Consider the following 15,546-nt stretch of genomic DNA (forward strand, 5'->3'; position numbering starts at 1 on the left):
GAGCGCGGCGGCATCGCGCCACGGATGGCTTCCGCCGGATCAAAAGGCGGAGCCCGCAATCAAACTTTCGATTGAGGGCGATCCAGGACGGTCCGCCTACCCTGGCAGGATCATGGATCCCCGTGCGATGACCCCTGCGCTGCTCGTGCCGCGGCTCTGTCTGCATCTGCTGATGGCCGGACTGCTGGCGCTCGCCGCGGTTCGGGCGCTCACCGGGGACGCGACGAACGCCCCGGCGGTGGTCGCGGCGACGGCGGTGACGGGTGCGATCTACGCCCTGGGCGCACTGTGGCCGTCCGTACGGACCTCGCGTGGAGCGGCCGCTCTCTGGCTCGGCGTGCTCTGCGCGGCCTGGCTGGTCCTGCTCGTCCTGTCACCCGACGGCCTCTGGGCCGCCTTCCCGCTGTACTTCCTGCAGTTGCATCTGCTGCCGGTCCGCTGGTCCCTGCCTGCCGTGGCCGCCACCGCCGGCGCGGCGATCCTGTCGTACCTGCGCCATGGGGAACCACTGAATCCCGGCGCTTTCATCGGTCCGCTGCTGGGTGCGGCGGTCGCCGTGGCCACCGTCCTCGGCTATCAGGTGCTCTACCGGGAGAGCGAAAGCCGCCGCCGGCTCATCGACGAACTGATCGCCACCCGCGCCGAGCTGGCCGGCGCGGAGCGCGCCGCGGGCACGCTCGCCGAGCGGGAACGGCTGGCCGGAGAGATCCACGACACGCTCGCGCAGGGCCTCTCCTCCATCCAGCTGCTGCTGCGCGCCGCTCAGCGCACGCTGCCGGCCGGCGCCCCCGCCGCCGCCCATGTCGAACAAGCCCGGCAGGCGGCCCAGGACAATCTCGCCGAGGCCCGCCGGTTCGTACGAGAACTGTCGCCGCCCGCGCTGCAGCACGGTTCGCTCGCCGCCGCGCTGGAGCGGCTCTGCTCCGGGGGACCCGGTCCGCGGGTCAGGTTCTCGACCAGCGGCACTCCCGTCGCGCTGCCGACGCCGTACGAGGTGGCGCTGTTGCGTATCGCGCAGTCGGCGCTGGCGAACACCCTGCGGCATGCCGAAGCGGCCCGGGCCGAGATCACCCTGAGCTTCCTGGGGAGTGCGGTCGCGCTGGACGTCGTCGACGACGGCGCCGGCTTCGATCCCCTGCGCGCCACGGCCGACGACGACGGTGGTTTCGGTCTGCCGGCGATGCGCTCGCGCGCCGAGTCGCTCGGCGGCGCCCTCACCGTGGAGTCCGCACCGGGCCAGGGCACCGCGGTAGCGGTCACCCTGCCGCTGCCGCCTGCCCCGGGGATGTCGGTATGACCATCCGGCTCCTGCTCGCCGACGACCACCCGGTGGTCCGGGCGGGCCTGCGGGCAGTGCTCGACACCGAGCCCGACTTCGAGGTCGTCGCGGAGGCGGCCACCGCCGAGCGCGCGGTGGAACTGGCCGCATCGGAGCGTTTCGACGTCGTACTGATGGATCTGCAGTTCGGACCCGGCATGCACGGCTCCGAGGCCACCGCCGCCATCACCGCGGTCGAAGGTGCTCCCCGGGTGATCGTCCTCACGACGTACGACACGGACGCGGACATTTTGGCCGCGGTGGAAGCGGGCGCCGGGGGCTACCTGCTGAAGGACGCGCCCCCGGAGGAACTGGCAGCAGCGGTGCGGGCCGCCGCGGCCGGCCGGTCGGCCCTGGCGCCGGCGGTCGCCCACCGCCTGATGGACCGGATGCGCACCCCCGCGGAGTCCCTCACCCGGAGGGAACTGGAAGTTCTGCGACTCGTCGCGGACGGCCTGTCCAACCAGCAGATCAGCAAAGAACTCTTCCTCAGCCAGGCGACGGTGAAGTCCCACCTGGTGCACATCTACGCCAAGCTGGGGGTCGATTCGCGCACCTCGGCGGTAGCGGTCGCCTCCGCACGCCGTCTCATCCGTCGCGGCGGTGGCTCACTACATTGACCACCTTGCCGTTGGGATCCCGTGCGAAAAACCGGCGCACGCCCCACGCCTCGTCCTGCAAGGGATGCACGATCTGCGCGCCACTGGCCAGCACGGCTGCGTGGACCGCGTCGACATCGTCCACCTCGATGGACAGGTCGGGCCGCACGTCCGCGGTCTCGTCATGGGTCATGAAGGTGAGCTGAGCGGTGGGGTTGGTGGGTGAGGCCAGGGTCATCACCCACCCCTGGTTCATGACCTCCCGAAGCCCGATGAGGCCGTAGAAGTCCCGGCTCTCCGCCATCGCCTCCGTCGTCAGGTCGGGCACCACGCGGCGCACGGTCATCGGTGCGGCACTCCGAACAGTTCGACGGCGTTCCGTACCTCCGACAGGGCTGCCGCCAGGGCGCTCACCGAGCCGATCGCCCCCGCGACCAGCAGCAACGAGCGGCGCAGCCGCAGGATCTCGGGGACACCGCTCAGGGCCATCGCGTCCAGCGAAGCCAGTTCGTCCTCGGCGACCGCGCGGTCGGAGAACTCGCCCGGGTGGGCAGCCAGTTCACGGCGGAGCCGGGAGACCGATAAGCGCAGCTCCGCCACCCGCGGATCCTCGCTGCTGCCGGTCACACGCCTCTGCCCCACGCTTCGCAACAAAGCTCTCCCCCTCGCACAACGCTGTGCTGGTGTCTTTTTCACCGCGGTTCAGCCACTGTCCGGCGCCGGACGGACACCACGGGTCGCCGCCAGTTAACGCCACTACGCACCGTTCCCGCCACTCCACAGACGGAATTCATACCGAAGAACCGGTGTCCGTGCGGTATCCAGGCCTGATGAACCATTCAGTGAGGGAACCGGAACCGGAAGAACCGCTACCACGTCCGGCGTCCCCCGGAGCGCCGGCGGTGGCGGGGCTGCTGCTCGCCGCGGGTGGCGGACGACGGCTGGGCGGGCGGCCGAAGGCGCTGCTCGAACACCGCGGCCGCCCGCTGGTCGAACACGCGGTACGGGTGTTGCGGGACGGCGGATGCGGGCCGGTCCATGTGGTACTGGGCGCCGCCGCGGCTGAGGTGAGGCAGCGGGCGGATCTGGCCGGCTGCGTACTGACGGAGAACCCGGCGTGGGCCGAGGGTATGGGCTCGTCACTGCGGGCCGGGCTGACCTCCCTTGCCGGGTCCGGCGCGGAGGCAGCACTCGTTCTGCTGGTGGATCAGCCGGGCATCGGCGCACAGGCGGTGGCCCGGGTGCGGGGCGCGTACCGCTCGTCGTCGAGCCTCGCGGCGGCCTCGTACGGCGGGAAGCGGGGGCACCCGGTCCTCTTCGGCGCGGACCGCTGGGCGGATGTCGCGGCGACCGCGGTGGGGGATCGCGGGGCGCGCGCCTATCTCGGGGCGCATGAGGAGGCGATCACGCTCGTGGAGTGTTCCGATGTTTCCCAGGCTTACGACATCGACACCGTCGAAGACCTGATCCACTTGGAGTGACCGCCCTGGCACTCAGCGACAACTTCTGTCGATGCGGAGAATCTCGATGTCAACAGACCGTTGAACTTCCACCATGAGGAAACTAGTATCCACACGTCAGAAGCGCCATGTACCTATATGGCGCGCGCGACCGCATCTCGGCCCCCCTGGCACCGAGTGCCATGGGCGACAGCCCGGCGGCCGTCAGGCACCACCCGCTGAAGGAGTGACAGCTCATGTCCGCACCAGCGCCGGCCCCGCTGGCCATCGTCGCCGAGCCCCTGCCCCGGCAGGAGGAGGTCCTCACCGATGAGGCCCTCGCCTTTGTGTCCGAGCTGCACCGGCTGTTCACACCCCGCCGTGACGAGCTGCTCGTCCGCCGCGGTGAGCGCCGCGCCGAGATCGCCCGCACCTCATCACTCGGTTTCCTCCCGGAGACCGCGAGCGTCCGCGAGGACGACAGCTGGAAGGTCGCGCCGGCCCCGGCCGCGCTCAACGACCGGCGCGTGGAGATCACCGGTCCGACGGACCGCAAGATGACCATCAACGCGCTCAATTCGGGTGCCAAGGTCTGGCTCGCCGACTTCGAGGACGCGTCCGCCCCGACGTGGGAGAACGTTGTCCTCGGCCAGCTCAGCCTCACCGACGCCTACGAGCGCAGGATCGACTTCACCGACCCGAAGTCCGGCAAGTCGTACGCCCTGAACCCGGCGGACGAGCTGGCGACCGTCGTGATGCGCCCGCGCGGCTGGCACCTCGACGAGCGACACCTCCAGCTGGACGGCCGCCCGGTCCCCGGCGCCCTGGTCGACTTCGGGCTCTACTTCTTCCACAACGCCAAGCGCCTCATCGACCTCGGAAAGGGCCCGTACTTCTACCTCCCGAAGACCGAGTCCCACCTGGAGGCGCGCCTCTGGAACGACATCTTCGTCTTCGCGCAGGACTACGTCGGCATCCCGCAGGGCACCGTCCGCGCAACCGTTCTGATCGAGACGATCACCGCCGCCTACGAGATGGAGGAGATCCTCTACGAGCTGCGCGACCATGCCTCCGGGCTGAACGCGGGCCGCTGGGACTACCTCTTCTCCATCGTCAAGAACTTCCGTGACGGCGGCGCCAAGTTCGTCCTCCCGGACCGCAACCTCGTGACGATGACGGCCCCGTTCATGCGTGCGTACACCGAACTGCTGGTGCGTACGTGCCACAAGCGCGGAGCGCACGCCATCGGCGGCATGGCGGCCTTCATCCCGTCCCGCCGCGACGCCGAGGTCAACAAGGTGGCCTTCGAGAAGGTCAAGGCCGACAAGGACCGCGAGGCCGGTGACGGTTTCGACGGCTCCTGGGTCGCCCACCCCGACCTGGTGCCGATCGCGATGGCCTCGTTCGACGCGGTGCTCGGCGACCGGCCCAACCAGAAGGAACGGCTGCGCGAGGACGTGTCGGTCGCGCCCGGCGACCTGATCGCCATCGACTCGCTGGACGCCAGGCCGACGTACGACGGCCTGGTCAACGCCGTTCAGGTCGGCCTGCGTTACATCGAGGCCTGGCTGCGCGGCATGGGCGCGGTCGCCATCTTCAACCTGATGGAGGACGCCGCCACGGCCGAGATCTCCCGTTCGCAGATCTGGCAGTGGATCAACGCCGACGTGGTCTTCGACAACGGCGAACGCGCCACGGCCGACCTGGCCCGCAAGGTCGCCGCCGACGAACTCACCGCGATCCGCACCGAGATCGGCGACGAGGCCTTCGCGGCCGGCAAGTGGCAGCAGGCCCACGACTTGCTGCTGCAGGTCTCGCTCGACCAGGACTACGCGGACTTCCTGACGCTGCCGGCGTATGAGCAGTTGCGGGGCTGACCCCGCGCCCTGCGCCTTCGCTGCGCCCCGGTGCCGTACAGCACCGGGGCAGCCGGCCGAAAGATCTGCCCGGTGCAGGAGGGGCCGGTCACCCGAAGCCGACCCGCTCCAGCCAGAAGTCGAGCAGCCGCGCATCGCCCAGGATCTCGATGTCCTTGCCGGGGGCCGGCCGCCTCGTGTGGATCAGCAGCAGCAGCTCGGTCAGCAGACCCCGTACCGCGACCGCCGCCTTCGCGCAGCCAGGGGCCGATTATGGCGGGGTCCTCTCGGGTGTATGCGGAGAGGTCGCGGAAGTGGTCGTCGGCCGGCGGCTGCGCCGCCCGGGTCCGTACCACCTCATCGGCCCAGCGCTGACCGCCGCCGCGATACCGCAGCAACTGCCCGACGTTCCAGCCCGGACAGGCGGAACGGGCACCGTCAGGTCCCCACCCGAGATGCAGGAACTCAGCAGCTCGGTTGCTCGACGATCTCCGCGCACTGGCGTTCGTAGCTCAGGAGAGACATGGCCGCACGCTACAGCGTGCCGTCCGGAGTCCGCTCAGACCTGGTCCTCCAGGCGGATGGCCTTGCGCAGATCTTCCACAGCCTTGCCGCCCTTGCCGTTCCTGCTCTCGTAGTCCTCCAGCAACGCCGCTGCGATCGCGTCGAGTTTGCGCTGGATGGCGTGCTCGGCGCGCAGCTCGGAGTTCTTCAGCAGCGCCAGCAGCAGCAGTGTCACGCACGTCATGGCACCCGCGGCGAGCAGTTCCAGTTCCACCGACGGTTTCACCACGTGTATGGCCACGAAGTTGCCGACCAGCAGCAAGCACACCACCAGGAACGCCGGTGAACTGGTGAAGTTCGACGCGTTCTCGGCCAGTCTCTCGAAAAGCCCGCGTCGGTCGCCGCCGCGCTGGACGGGATGCTGAATCGTCACCCGCAGCCGGTACCCCCGTGTGGGCGCCCCTATGTGCCCCGACGCCGGGAACCGGTCGAATGGCCCACCGGTGGGAGGACGAACGGCGGCGCGCCGAAGCTCAAGAGCGGGGCTGGTCGGGCAGCTGCGCGAGGAAGGCCTCCGTCGTGATCGAGTAGCCCGCCGGGCTGATGACCGGAATGGGAGTCACGTCGATGAGCACGGTCGGCGTGCCGGGGACGGTGCTGGTCTCGAAGGCGGCGGCGACCCGCTGCGCCCAGGGCAGGTAGGCGCCGTCCCGGACCTTCTTCCGGAAGCCCTCGGTGTGTAGCGCCTCGACCTCGCCGGAGAGCGCGAGGAGACGGTCCCGGTCGGCGAACGCGTCGTCGCTCTCATCGGGCTGTTCGGCGTACAGCTCGTGCAGGTAGCGCATGAACGGTTTCTGTCCCTCGTCGGCCGCTGCTCCCAGCGCGGCCAGCGCCTCGAGGGAGCCGGTGCCGCCGACTCCGTCGTCGATGAGGGCGGCGAACTGGTACTCGATGGTGAAACGGCCCGCGTCGGCGGCCTGCTCCATGACCGCTCCGAGGCCGTTCTCCATGCGCTTGCAGTAGGGGCAGCGCAGGTCGGCGTAGACGCTCAGTACGTGCGCGGGGCCCGGGTCCCCGTACTGGACGATCGTGTTGCCGGGGCCCGTGGTGTTCGCCGGAATCATGTTCTCAGGTTGCGGAGCGCGGAAGGATCCCGCAACGGGAGAGCTTTCTGAATAGGTCGGCCCGGCCGGAGGCGGACAGAACGCGGGGCAGTGTTCGATGCCCTTGTGAACCAGTCGGCCGGCCGGGGAATCGGCCGGGTTCTCCACCCGACCGATGAGTTCTCGGCACGGCTCGGGTCTCCAGGACATGGACACAGAGAACACGGACACCGAAAACCTTGATACGCAAACGTCCCCGGACGCCGCCGCCTCGCTGCCCGACTTCGAGTCGGCCGCCCGCCATGTCGCCGAGCTGCTCGACGGCATCGGCGACCAGCAGCTCAAGGACCCCACGCCCTGTCCGGACTATGCGGTGCAGGAACTGATCGCCCACCTCGTGGGCCTGACCGCCGCCTTCCGCGACGCGGCGGGGAAGAGCTCCGGCCCGAACACCGATACGGCCCCGGACTCGGCACGGCCCGAGCTGACCCCCGACTGGCGCACCGTGCTCCCCCGGCAACTGGACGAGCTGGTCGCCGCCTGGCGCGCCCCGGAAGCGTGGGAGGGCGTCACCCGGGTGGGCGGCGTGACCCTGCCCGGAGGAGTCGCCGGCCGGGTGGGGATCAACGAACTGGTCATCCACGGCTGGGACCTGGCCCGGTCCACCGGGCAGGGCTATGCCGCCGACCCGGCGAGCCTGGGGGTGTCGTACGGCCTGCTGGAGCCCGCGGACGCTCCGGGGCGGGGCGCCATCTTCGGTCCGCCGGTCGATGTGCCGGATGATGCACCGTTCCTGGACCGGGTGATCGGGCTCAGTGGCCGCGACCCGCGGTGGACACCGTAACGAGCGGGCGGGGCGTGCTCCCGGTGCGTTCATCCCGGGGGCAGCAGGGCGGGAGCCCGGTCGGATCACCCATCCGGGTGTCCGTCAGCTCGTGAAGAACTCGGTGACCACGGCGGAGAACTGCCCCGGCTCCAGCGCGTGGACGTTATGCCCGACCGGAATGGTGGTCATCCGGGAGTCCGGAATCCGCGCGACCATGTCGGGAATCCGGTCCTGCGGCATGGAGCTGTCGGGGCCGCCGGTCACCAGCAGCGTCGGGGCGACGATCTCCCCCAGGCGCTCGGCCCACTCCGGGTCCGGCGCCCACACCTGCCCCTTGATGGCGGGCACCACGTTCCAGTCGTAGTCGATCGGACCGTCGGGAGGCACCAACTCCGCCGGCTCGCGGGGGAACGGCGGCGGGGTCTCCTCCAGGACGAGACGCTCGACCCGCTCCGGATGCTCCTGGGCGAGCAGATAGGCGACGACGCCGCCCATGGAATGCCCCACGATGCCGACCCGGTCCAGGTCGAGTTCGTTGAGAAAGCCGAACACGTCGTCCCGCATCAGCTCGAACGAGTACTCGTCCGGCCAGTCGCTCTCTCCGTGTCCGCGCAGGTCGATGGCGTGGACCCGCCATTCCTCGCCGAGCGTCTGCCCGGTCTCCTCCCAGGTCGCCGAGGAGCCGCCGAGGCCGTGCAGCAGCACGACCGGTGCTCCGAACGGGTCGCCCCAGGTCCGGTAGGCCAGCCGCACGTCACCGACATCGACTACAGAGTGATCGTCCATACCGCAGACGCTACCGCGCCCACGCGGCCCTCTCCGCCGCCGCATTCCACGCCGGTTCCGGTCGCCGACCGCTCCGAGATCGGTCAGGATCGATCTCCCCCGGACAGAACTCGCTCAACTCCTTTCTCCCCAGGGGTGTACGGCCTCAAGTGCAGCTGATAGGAAAGCTTCCTAACAGAACACTTGCACGAGGAATTCCCCTTGGAGGTCTGGTGAACGTCCCCCACCGCAACACCACGGCACGCCGCAAGAGGATCATCACGCGCACCGCACTCGGGCTAGCCTTGGTGGCCCTGCCCGTCACCGCGTACGCGGCCGACTTCCCGGAGCACGCAACGACTCAGCATCGGATGGCCGCCGAAGCGACCGGTCTCGACAATCCGGCGAAGAAGGAAATAGCCATGGAGCTGGTCTCCAGCGCGGAGAACTCCTCGCTGGACTGGAAGGGGCAGTACAAGTACATCGAGGACATCGGCGACGGCCGCGGCTACACCGCCGGCATCATCGGTTTCTGCTCCGGCACCGGAGACATGCTGGATCTGGTGCAGCTGTACACCGACCGGGTGTCCGACAATCCGCTCGCCGGGTATCTTCCCGCGCTGCGCAGGGTGAACGGCACCGACTCGCACTCCGGCCTCGGCTCGGGCTTCGTGAGCGCCTGGAAGTCCGCGGCGAAGGACCCGGCCTTCCAGTCCGCGCAGAACGACGAACGCGACCGGGTGTACTTCGACCCGGCGGTGTCGCAGGGCAAGAAGGACGGCGTCGGCGTGCTCGGCCAGTTCGCGTACTACGACGCCATCGTCATGCATGGTGACGGCGACGACAGCACCAGCTTCGGCGCGATACGCAAGCGGGCCCTGGCGAAGGCCGAGCCGCCGGCGCGGGGCGGTGACGAGGTGAAGTACCTCAACGCCTTCCTGGACGCGCGCGTCTGGGCGATGAAGCAGGAGGAGGCGCACAGTGACACCACCCGGGTGGACACCGAGCAGCGCGTCTTCCTCAACAAGAAGAACCTGAATCTGAACCCGCCGCTGGACTGGAAGGTCTACGGCGACCCGTACCACATCGGCTGACCGGCAAAACGGTACGGCGCGTACGGCACCAGCGGTGCGGTACGCGCCGTACCTGTCATGTCACGGTCAGTGCGCTGCTGCGGCCTCGGCGAGCGCCTGCTCCTCCAGGACCTCCGGAGCCGGTTTCCTCCCCAGATGGTTGAAGGCCAGATTGAGCACGATGGCCACCACACAACCGGTCGAGATACCCGAGTCGAGGACCACCAACACGTCCTTCGGGAACGCATGGTAGAAGTCCGGCGCGGCGATCGGGATCAGCCCGATGCCGAGTGCGGTGGCGACGATCAGCGCGTTCTCACCCTTTTCCATGGCTGCGCTCGCAAGCGTCTGCACGCCGCTCGCGGCCACCGAGCCGAAGAGCACGACCCCGGCCCCACCCAGCACCGGCAGCGGCACCAGCGCGATCACCGATGCGGCCATCGGGCAGAGCCCGAGCACGATCAGAATGCCGCCGCCGACCGCGACGACGAACCGGCTGCGCACCTTGGTCATCGCCACCAGGCCGATGTTCTGTGCGAAGGCACTCGCCATGAAGCCGTTGAACAGCGGGCTGAGCGCGCTGCCGAGAGTGTCGGCGCGCAGTCCGCCCTCGATGGTCCGCTCGTCGGCGGGACGGCCGACGACCTTGCCCAGTGCCAGCATGTCGGCGGTCGACTCGGTCAGACAGACCAACATGACGATGCACATCGAGATGATGGCGGATATCTCGAACTGCGGTGCGCCGAAGTGGAAGGGTGTCGGAAAGCCGATCGGGTCGGCGCTCGTGACCGCGTCGAAGCTGGTCATTCCCATCGGGATGGCTATGACCGTACCGATCACCAGACCGAGCAGGATCGCGATCTGCTGGAGGAAGCCGCGCAGCAGCTTCCGCAGGGCGAGCACGATCGCCAGAGTGACGGCTGCCAGGCCGATGTTCTTCATCGAGCCGTAGCCCGCCGCTCCTTGGGTGCCCTGCGCCCAGCCGAAGGCGACCGGCAGCAGGGAGACACCGATCAGGGTGATGACGGTGCCGGTCACGACGGGTGGGAAAAAGCGGAGCAACTTGCTGAAGTACGGGGCGATGACGAAACCGATCACGCTCGCCACGATGATCGCGCCGAAGATGACGGCGATACCGTCATGCCCCCGGCCCTTGCCTATCGCGATCATCGGGGTGACGCCGGCGAAGGAAACACCGTTGACGAACGGCAGCCGGGCGCCGATCCGCCAGACACCGAGCGTCTGGAGCAGGGTGGCCAGGCCGGCGGTGAAGAGGCTCGCTCCCACCAGGAACGCCGTTTCCTTCGCGCTGAGCCCGACGGCGGGGCCGACGATCATGGGCGGGGCGACAACGCCGGCGTACATGGCGGCCACATGCTGCAGACCGCTGGTGAACATCTTGAAGGGCGGCAGGACCTCGTCGACGGGGTGCTTCGCGCCGTCGGTGGTACCGGCGGGGCGTGCGGCATCGAGGGGCCGTGCGCTGTCGGGGGCTACATCTGCATCATTGCGAAACCTGGGCTGGGCGGCCACGTCGGCTCCTCCGGTCGGTGACGCGTCGGCGGTGACGCGGGTATCAGGGAGGTGGTGCGAACATGCGTTGGGCAGGTGCGGCTGCGGTGGTGGAACGGATCCGGGTACGTCACCGTCCCGGAGGACGTGTGCACTCTGGGCACACGTCCTCCGGTCACGGCTGCCGCACACCCCGCTCGGGTGCACGGCCGCCGGCCGGGGACCGTCCTCCCCGACCGGAGCTTCATGGGCGGCTCAGCCCTGCGCGGCGATGCGCGCGAGACGCTGCGCCTCGTCCCGGGTGGAGCGGGCGATGGCGTCCTCGTCCACCGTGGTCAGGTGGTTGTCCTCGACGACGGTTCTGCCGTTCACCAGGGAGAGGGTCACCGGTGCCGCGGCTCCGAAGACCAGCGCGGTCACCGGATCGGCGATCGAGGCGTGGGCCAGGGTGTCCATCTTCCACAGCACCAGGTCGGCGAGCTTTCCCGGTTCCAGGGAGCCGATCTCAGCCGCGCGGCCCATGACCTGTGCGCCTCCATTCGTACCGAGGCGCAGCGCCTGCCGGGCGTTGAGCGCGGCCTCGCGATGGGCGCCGAGGCGGTTGATGAGCAGCGCGTTGCGCAGCTCGGTGTGCAGCTCGCCGGACTCGTTGGACGCGGTGCCGTCGACGCCGAGACCGACCGGAACGCCGGCTTTCAGCATGTCGGGGACCCTTGCGATACCCGCGGCGAGCCGGGCGTTGGAGGACGGGCAGTGGGCGACACCGGTGCCCGTGCGGGCGAAGGCGGCGATGTCCGAGTCATTCATGTGGACGCAGTGCGCCATCCAGACGTCGTCGCCGAGCCAGCCGGTCGACTCGAAGTAGTCGGTCGGGCCCATGCCGAACAGTTCCTTGCAGAACTGCTCCTCCTCGACGGTCTCACTCCCGTGGGTGTGCAGCCTGACGCCCTTGCGGCGCGCCAGCTCGGCGCCCTGCTTGAGCAGTTCGGTGGAGACGGAGAAGGGGGAGCAGGGTGCGGCGGCGATCCGGGTCATCGCATCGAAGGACGCGTCGTGGTGCTGGTCGATGGTGGCTTCGGTGGCGGCGAGCGCGCCCTCGAGGGTCTCCACGGCGAAGTCCGGAGGCAGGCCGCCGTCCTTCTCGCTGCGGTCCATGGAACCGCGGGCCAGCGTGAAGCGCACCCCCATCTCGGAGGCGGCCCCGATGATGGCGCTCGACAGGTCGCCGGAACCCTGCGGGAAGACGTAGTGGTGGTCCATGGCGGTGGTCACCCCTCCCCGGACCATCATCGCCAGGGAGCCCTGCGCGGCCGCGCGCACCATCTGCTCGTCGATGCGTGCCCAGGTCGGATACAGCGCGACCAGCCAGTTGAAGAGGTTGTGGTCGGTGGCGATTCCCCGGGTGATCCACTGGTAGAAGTGGTGATGGGTGTTGACCAGTCCGGGGGTCACCAGATGTCCGGTGCCGTCGATCCGCCGGACCACATCGGTGAGCCCCGCGGGCGCGTTCCCGGCGCCCACCGACTCGATGCGGTTCCCGGCGACGACCACATGGCCCGATGCGTACTCGGTGTCCTGGGCGTCGACCGTGGCGATGGCGACGTTCTCGATGACGATCCGCTCGGCTGCCGTTGCTGCCATGGTGCTTCTCCTTTTCTCTCAGTGGCGTGGGCACGGCAGGACCCCGGGAGTATTGAGTGCCGAGGCCGGGAGGCTCCGGGTGCCGAAGTAGAAGTATCCGGTGAAGGTGGACTGGTGATCCGGTCCGGCACACCACCGCCGGCGGCTGCTCCAGCCGGCGGTGGTGTGCCCGGCCGCTCTCAGAGCCTGTCGGGCGGCCTCCGGTCCGGCGCCCGGCGGACTCTCAGAGGTTCGTCAGGTCGACCGGGATCTGAGCCTCGACGCCGTCCCGCAGGATGGTGCCCTCGATGAGCCCGTAGGGACGGTCCGCGGCGAAGTAGACCTCATTGTCGTTCTTGAGCCCGAAGGGCTCCATGTCCACCAGGAAGTGGTGGTTGTTCGGCAGCGAGAAGCGGACCTCGTCGATCTCGCTGCGGTGGTTGATGACCCGCGACCCCATCTGGTACATGGTCTGCTGCAGAGACAGGCTGTACGTCTCGGCGAAGGCCTGCAGGATGTGCTTCTTGGCCTGCTCGTAGGACTTCTCCCAGTTGGGCATGCGGTCCGCGTCGCTGGTCCAGTTGTACCGCCACCGGGCGGAGACATCGGTCGCGAGGACGCGGTCGTAGGCCTCCTTGAGCGTCGTGTACCTGTCCTTGGCGAAGCCCCAGAACTCCGAGTTGGTGGAGTTGAGCACTGTCAGGTCCTTGAGACCGGAGATGACCTGCCACTTCTCACCGTCGAAGGTGATCTGCGAGGTGCGCATCTCCTGGCCCTGGCGGACGAAGGAGTGCCTGACCTCGTCGGCCCCGATGAACTGCGAGCTGGCGTCCGAGGTGGCGATCCGGTTCCAGGAGTACTCCTCGATCCGGATCCGGGCGATGTGGATCTGCTCCTGGCTGGTGACGAAGTGCCGGGCCAGGTGGATGCCGAACTGCTCGGCGGACTCGATGCCGTGCTCCTTGGCGAACGCGAACACCGTGTTCTTGGTGGTGTCGGTCGGCAGGACGCTCGCGTTGGAGCCGGAGTAGTGGACCTCCTCCATCTCGCCGGAGAGGGCGACGGAGACGTTGAGGTCCTTGATGTGGTGGGTGTCGCCGTCCCGCGTGATCTTGACTACGCGGTTCTCTGCTTTGCCGTACTGGTTCTGGCCGAGAATCGTGGGCATGTCGGTGCTAGCTCCCTCGGTATACGGAGTAGCCGAACGGGTTGAGCAGCAGCGGTACGTGGAAGTGCTCACCCGGTACGACGGCGAACGTGATCGCCACCTCCGGGAAGAAAGCGCCGCTGTCCCTTACGCGGGGGGCGTCCTGCTGTGCCTCGGCTTGTTTCTTGGTGAAGTACTGCTCGGTTTCGAAGTCGAGCCGTACATGGGTGGTTCCTTCCGGCAGAGCCGGCAGGTCTTTGCAACGCCCGTCCGGGTCGGTGGCCGATCCGCCCAGTGCTACCCACTGCGCGCCGGCGCCGGTACGGGCCGCGAGCGAGATGGTGACTCCGTCGGCGGGGCGGCCGATGCTGGTGTCCAGGATGTGTGTGGACACCGAAGCGGTGCTCTGCGTGCTCAAGACTCTCCCTCTCCTTCTGCTGCGACTGTTTCCACGACGAGGGCCAGCCGGATGCGGTTGATCTTCCCGAGTTCGGTGCGCACATGTCCGCGCTCCTGCTCGGGCGTGTTGCCGATCCGGGCCTTCATGGCGTCGCGCATCTGCTCGCCGGTGGCGCCGGTCGCGCAGATCAGGAAGACGTGCCCGAACTTCTCCTGGTAGGCCAGGTTCAGTTCGAGCATCTCGGTCTTGAGTTCGTCGGAGGCTCCGGCCATCCCCCGCTGTTCACGGGAGGACGTCGGATCTCCTGGCTTCGGGCGGCCGATCGGCGGGTGCCCCGCCATCGCTTCGGCCAGATCCTCCGCGGTCAGCTCGGCCGTTGCGGCGTCACTGGCGCGGAAGAGGGCTTCTGCGGTGGCGTACGGGCGCTGGGCCAGCAGCTTGCCGCCCCATGTCGAACTGGCGCACACCTCATGGAGCACGGCTCGCGCCGCGCTGTCCTGCAGGGTGTTGAACCGGGCGAGGCCCGGTGTCGTACTCGAAGTCACGGGGACCTCCGTGGCCACTTGTGCGGCCTTGTGCTGGACGGGCTGCGGCTAGCTAACGCCCTCGGAAACACCACGTCAACACTTTGTTGAAAACTTGGGGCGAAGAAAAGCCGCCGTCCGCTATGCGGACGACGGCTTTCCGTGGGGTGTGCTCGCTCACTCGCTCTTGGTCGAGTTATCCCTGTTCAGATAGTTGTAGACGGTGAAACGGCTGACCCCGAGGGCGCCCGCCACGGTCTCCACGCCGTGTCGCACGGAGAAGGCGCCACGCGCCTCCAGTATCCGCACGACGGACTGCTTCGTCTTCCGGTCGAGCTCCGACAGCGGCATACCGTGCCGGCGCTCGAGCGCCAGCAGGATGTGGTCGAGGGAGTCGGAGAGCTGGGGCAGCCGTACGGCCAGGACGTCCCGGCCCTCCCAGGCGAGGACCACATCGTCCTCGGTGGCCTGATCCGGCACCAGCATCTCGGCGCCCATGGCATCGACCAGCGGTTTCACCGCGGCGACGAGCGGGTGGTCTCCGGACTCGGTCACTTCTCGCCCTCTCCCTGGGGTCCGTTCCGGTCACCCGGCGGGTCCGCGGCGTCCGACCCGATCACGTTCACCTGGAGCGAGACCCGGGTGGCGCCCGCACCGAGCGCCCGGCGGAGCAGCGCGTCGACCGCGGTCAGTACGGCGTCCGACGCGCCTTCCGCCGTGTTGCCGAACGGACCGACGTCCACGGCGTCCAGCTCGGCCGCCTGGATGACCTCCCGGGCCACCACGGCATGCGCGGGCGCCTCGTCCAGGTCGAAGGGCTCGGTCGTGAACTCCACTCTCAATCGCACCTGCTCAACCTA

At 68.9% G+C, this 15,546-nt stretch carries 19 protein-coding genes; 6 read left to right on the forward strand and 13 right to left on the reverse strand.

The genetic code is table 11. From position 1 onward, the window contains the following. The first annotated feature begins 112 nt into the window (after positions 1-112). Together AB0M87_RS08100 and AB0M87_RS08105 are read left to right on the forward strand one after the other, a co-directional pair. A complete protein-coding gene (locus AB0M87_RS08100; RefSeq protein ID WP_365851065.1) occupies positions 113-1,297 on the forward strand; it encodes a sensor histidine kinase in 1,185 nt (394 codons plus the stop codon). After that, the gene (locus AB0M87_RS08105) at positions 1,294-1,938 is read left to right on the forward strand and encodes a response regulator transcription factor (protein ID WP_365851066.1); all 645 of its coding nucleotides are present in this window, start codon (positions 1,294-1,296) and stop codon (positions 1,936-1,938) included. The genes AB0M87_RS08100 and AB0M87_RS08105 overlap by 4 nt, the downstream gene beginning before the upstream one ends. On the opposite strand, the gene AB0M87_RS08110 is transcribed toward AB0M87_RS08105, so the two are convergent. Both AB0M87_RS08110 and AB0M87_RS08115 read right to left on the reverse strand, forming a co-directional pair. Next, positions 1,907-2,263: a VOC family protein gene (locus AB0M87_RS08110; protein ID WP_365851067.1), complete on the reverse strand. Its 357-nt coding sequence runs from the start codon at positions 2,261-2,263 to the stop codon at positions 1,907-1,909. The genes AB0M87_RS08105 and AB0M87_RS08110 overlap by 32 nt on opposite strands. Beyond that, positions 2,260-2,571 (reverse strand): DUF5955 family protein, encoded by a 312-nt coding sequence (locus AB0M87_RS08115; RefSeq protein ID WP_365851068.1) that lies wholly within the window; start codon positions 2,569-2,571, stop codon positions 2,260-2,262. The genes AB0M87_RS08110 and AB0M87_RS08115 overlap by 4 nt, the downstream gene beginning before the upstream one ends. Positions 2,572-2,828: 257 nt before the next feature. On the opposite strand from AB0M87_RS08115, the gene AB0M87_RS08120 reads away from it, so the two are divergent. Both AB0M87_RS08120 and aceB read left to right on the forward strand, forming a co-directional pair. Further along, complete coding sequence (locus AB0M87_RS08120) at positions 2,829-3,398, forward strand: nucleotidyltransferase family protein (protein WP_365851464.1); 570 nt, start codon at positions 2,829-2,831, stop codon at positions 3,396-3,398. Positions 3,399-3,613: 215 nt separating this feature from the next. Further along, a complete protein-coding gene (gene aceB, locus AB0M87_RS08125) occupies positions 3,614-5,233 on the forward strand; it encodes a malate synthase A (RefSeq protein ID WP_365851069.1) in 1,620 nt (539 codons plus the stop codon). Here aceB and AB0M87_RS08130 read toward each other — a convergent pair. The 3 genes from AB0M87_RS08130 to AB0M87_RS08140 form a co-directional block, all read right to left on the reverse strand. Further along, on the reverse strand, positions 5,185-5,610 hold the full coding sequence (locus tag AB0M87_RS08130; RefSeq protein ID WP_365851070.1) for a hypothetical protein: 426 nt from the start codon (positions 5,608-5,610) through the stop codon (positions 5,185-5,187). The two genes, aceB and AB0M87_RS08130, sit on opposite strands and share 49 nt — an antisense overlap. A 161-nt stretch (positions 5,611-5,771) precedes the next feature. Beyond that, on the reverse strand, positions 5,772-6,149 hold the full coding sequence (locus tag AB0M87_RS08135; protein ID WP_365851071.1) for a hypothetical protein: 378 nt from the start codon (positions 6,147-6,149) through the stop codon (positions 5,772-5,774). A 100-nt stretch (positions 6,150-6,249) separates the two neighbouring features. Next, entirely contained in the window at positions 6,250-6,840 is a 591-nt protein-coding gene (locus tag AB0M87_RS08140; protein WP_365851072.1) for a thioredoxin domain-containing protein, read from the reverse strand. A gap of 187 nt (positions 6,841-7,027) precedes the next feature. Here AB0M87_RS08140 and AB0M87_RS08145 point away from each other — a divergent pair, with 187 nt between their 5' ends. Then, positions 7,028-7,663 carry a TIGR03086 family metal-binding protein gene (locus AB0M87_RS08145; protein WP_365851073.1) on the forward strand — a complete coding sequence of 212 codons (636 nt, stop codon included), beginning with the start codon at positions 7,028-7,030 and terminating at the stop codon, positions 7,661-7,663. 84 nt (positions 7,664-7,747) lie between these two features. Here the strand turns inward: AB0M87_RS08145 and AB0M87_RS08150 are convergent, their stop codons facing one another. After that, the gene (locus tag AB0M87_RS08150) at positions 7,748-8,431 is read right to left on the reverse strand and encodes an alpha/beta hydrolase (RefSeq protein ID WP_365851074.1); all 684 of its coding nucleotides are present in this window, start codon (positions 8,429-8,431) and stop codon (positions 7,748-7,750) included. 212 nt (positions 8,432-8,643) lie between these two features. Between AB0M87_RS08150 and AB0M87_RS08155 the strand changes: the two genes are divergently transcribed. Beyond that, on the forward strand, positions 8,644-9,504 hold the full coding sequence (locus tag AB0M87_RS08155; RefSeq protein ID WP_365851075.1) for a chitosanase: 861 nt from the start codon (positions 8,644-8,646) through the stop codon (positions 9,502-9,504). A 66-nt stretch (positions 9,505-9,570) separates the two neighbouring features. Here AB0M87_RS08155 and AB0M87_RS08160 read toward each other — a convergent pair whose 3' ends face one another. The 7 genes from AB0M87_RS08160 to AB0M87_RS08190 form a co-directional block, all read right to left on the reverse strand. Beyond that, positions 9,571-11,016 carry a nucleobase:cation symporter-2 family protein gene (locus tag AB0M87_RS08160; protein ID WP_365851076.1) on the reverse strand — a complete coding sequence of 482 codons (1,446 nt, stop codon included), beginning with the start codon at positions 11,014-11,016 and terminating at the stop codon, positions 9,571-9,573. A 234-nt stretch (positions 11,017-11,250) separates the two neighbouring features. After that, complete coding sequence (locus tag AB0M87_RS08165; protein WP_365851077.1) at positions 11,251-12,636, reverse strand: 8-oxoguanine deaminase; 1,386 nt, start codon at positions 12,634-12,636, stop codon at positions 11,251-11,253. A gap of 223 nt (positions 12,637-12,859) precedes the next feature. After that, positions 12,860-13,783: a factor-independent urate hydroxylase gene (gene pucL / locus AB0M87_RS08170; protein WP_365851078.1), complete on the reverse strand. Its 924-nt coding sequence runs from the start codon at positions 13,781-13,783 to the stop codon at positions 12,860-12,862. A 7-nt stretch (positions 13,784-13,790) separates the two neighbouring features. After that, positions 13,791-14,180: a hydroxyisourate hydrolase gene (gene uraH / locus AB0M87_RS08175; RefSeq protein WP_365851079.1), complete on the reverse strand. Its 390-nt coding sequence runs from the start codon at positions 14,178-14,180 to the stop codon at positions 13,791-13,793. After that, positions 14,177-14,707, reverse strand: coding sequence for a 2-oxo-4-hydroxy-4-carboxy-5-ureidoimidazoline decarboxylase (gene uraD / locus AB0M87_RS08180; protein ID WP_365851080.1), 531 nt, complete (start codon positions 14,705-14,707; stop codon positions 14,177-14,179). The genes uraH and uraD overlap by 4 nt, the downstream gene beginning before the upstream one ends. A 156-nt stretch (positions 14,708-14,863) precedes the next feature. After that, positions 14,864-15,241: a helix-turn-helix domain-containing protein gene (locus AB0M87_RS08185; RefSeq protein WP_365851081.1), complete on the reverse strand. Its 378-nt coding sequence runs from the start codon at positions 15,239-15,241 to the stop codon at positions 14,864-14,866. Then, positions 15,238-15,534 carry a hypothetical protein gene (locus tag AB0M87_RS08190; protein WP_365851082.1) on the reverse strand — a complete coding sequence of 99 codons (297 nt, stop codon included), beginning with the start codon at positions 15,532-15,534 and terminating at the stop codon, positions 15,238-15,240. The genes AB0M87_RS08185 and AB0M87_RS08190 overlap by 4 nt, the downstream gene beginning before the upstream one ends. Positions 15,535-15,546: the final 12 nt, after the last annotated feature.

Origin of the sequence: Streptomyces sp. NPDC051320 (assembly GCF_040682175.1) — a bacterium.
In the GTDB taxonomy this organism is placed as follows: Bacteria; Actinomycetota; Actinomycetes; order Streptomycetales; family Streptomycetaceae; genus Streptomyces.

Coding starts and splice junctions, on each gene's coding strand:
- AB0M87_RS08140 (WP_365851072.1), bottom strand. CDS start 6,840: ATGATTCCGGCGAACACCACGGGCCCCGGCAACACGATCGTCCAGTAC.
- AB0M87_RS08145 (WP_365851073.1), top strand. CDS start 7,028: ATGGACACAGAGAACACGGACACCGAAAACCTTGATACGCAAACGTCC.
- AB0M87_RS08165 (WP_365851077.1), bottom strand. CDS start 12,636: ATGGCAGCAACGGCAGCCGAGCGGATCGTCATCGAGAACGTCGCCATC.
- pucL (WP_365851078.1), bottom strand. CDS start 13,783: ATGCCCACGATTCTCGGCCAGAACCAGTACGGCAAAGCAGAGAACCGC.
- aceB (WP_365851069.1), top strand. CDS start 3,614: ATGTCCGCACCAGCGCCGGCCCCGCTGGCCATCGTCGCCGAGCCCCTG.
- AB0M87_RS08105 (WP_365851066.1), top strand. CDS start 1,294: ATGACCATCCGGCTCCTGCTCGCCGACGACCACCCGGTGGTCCGGGCG.
- AB0M87_RS08150 (WP_365851074.1), bottom strand. CDS start 8,431: ATGGACGATCACTCTGTAGTCGATGTCGGTGACGTGCGGCTGGCCTAC.
- AB0M87_RS08100 (WP_365851065.1), top strand. CDS start 113: ATGGATCCCCGTGCGATGACCCCTGCGCTGCTCGTGCCGCGGCTCTGT.
- AB0M87_RS08110 (WP_365851067.1), bottom strand. CDS start 2,263: ATGACCGTGCGCCGCGTGGTGCCCGACCTGACGACGGAGGCGATGGCG.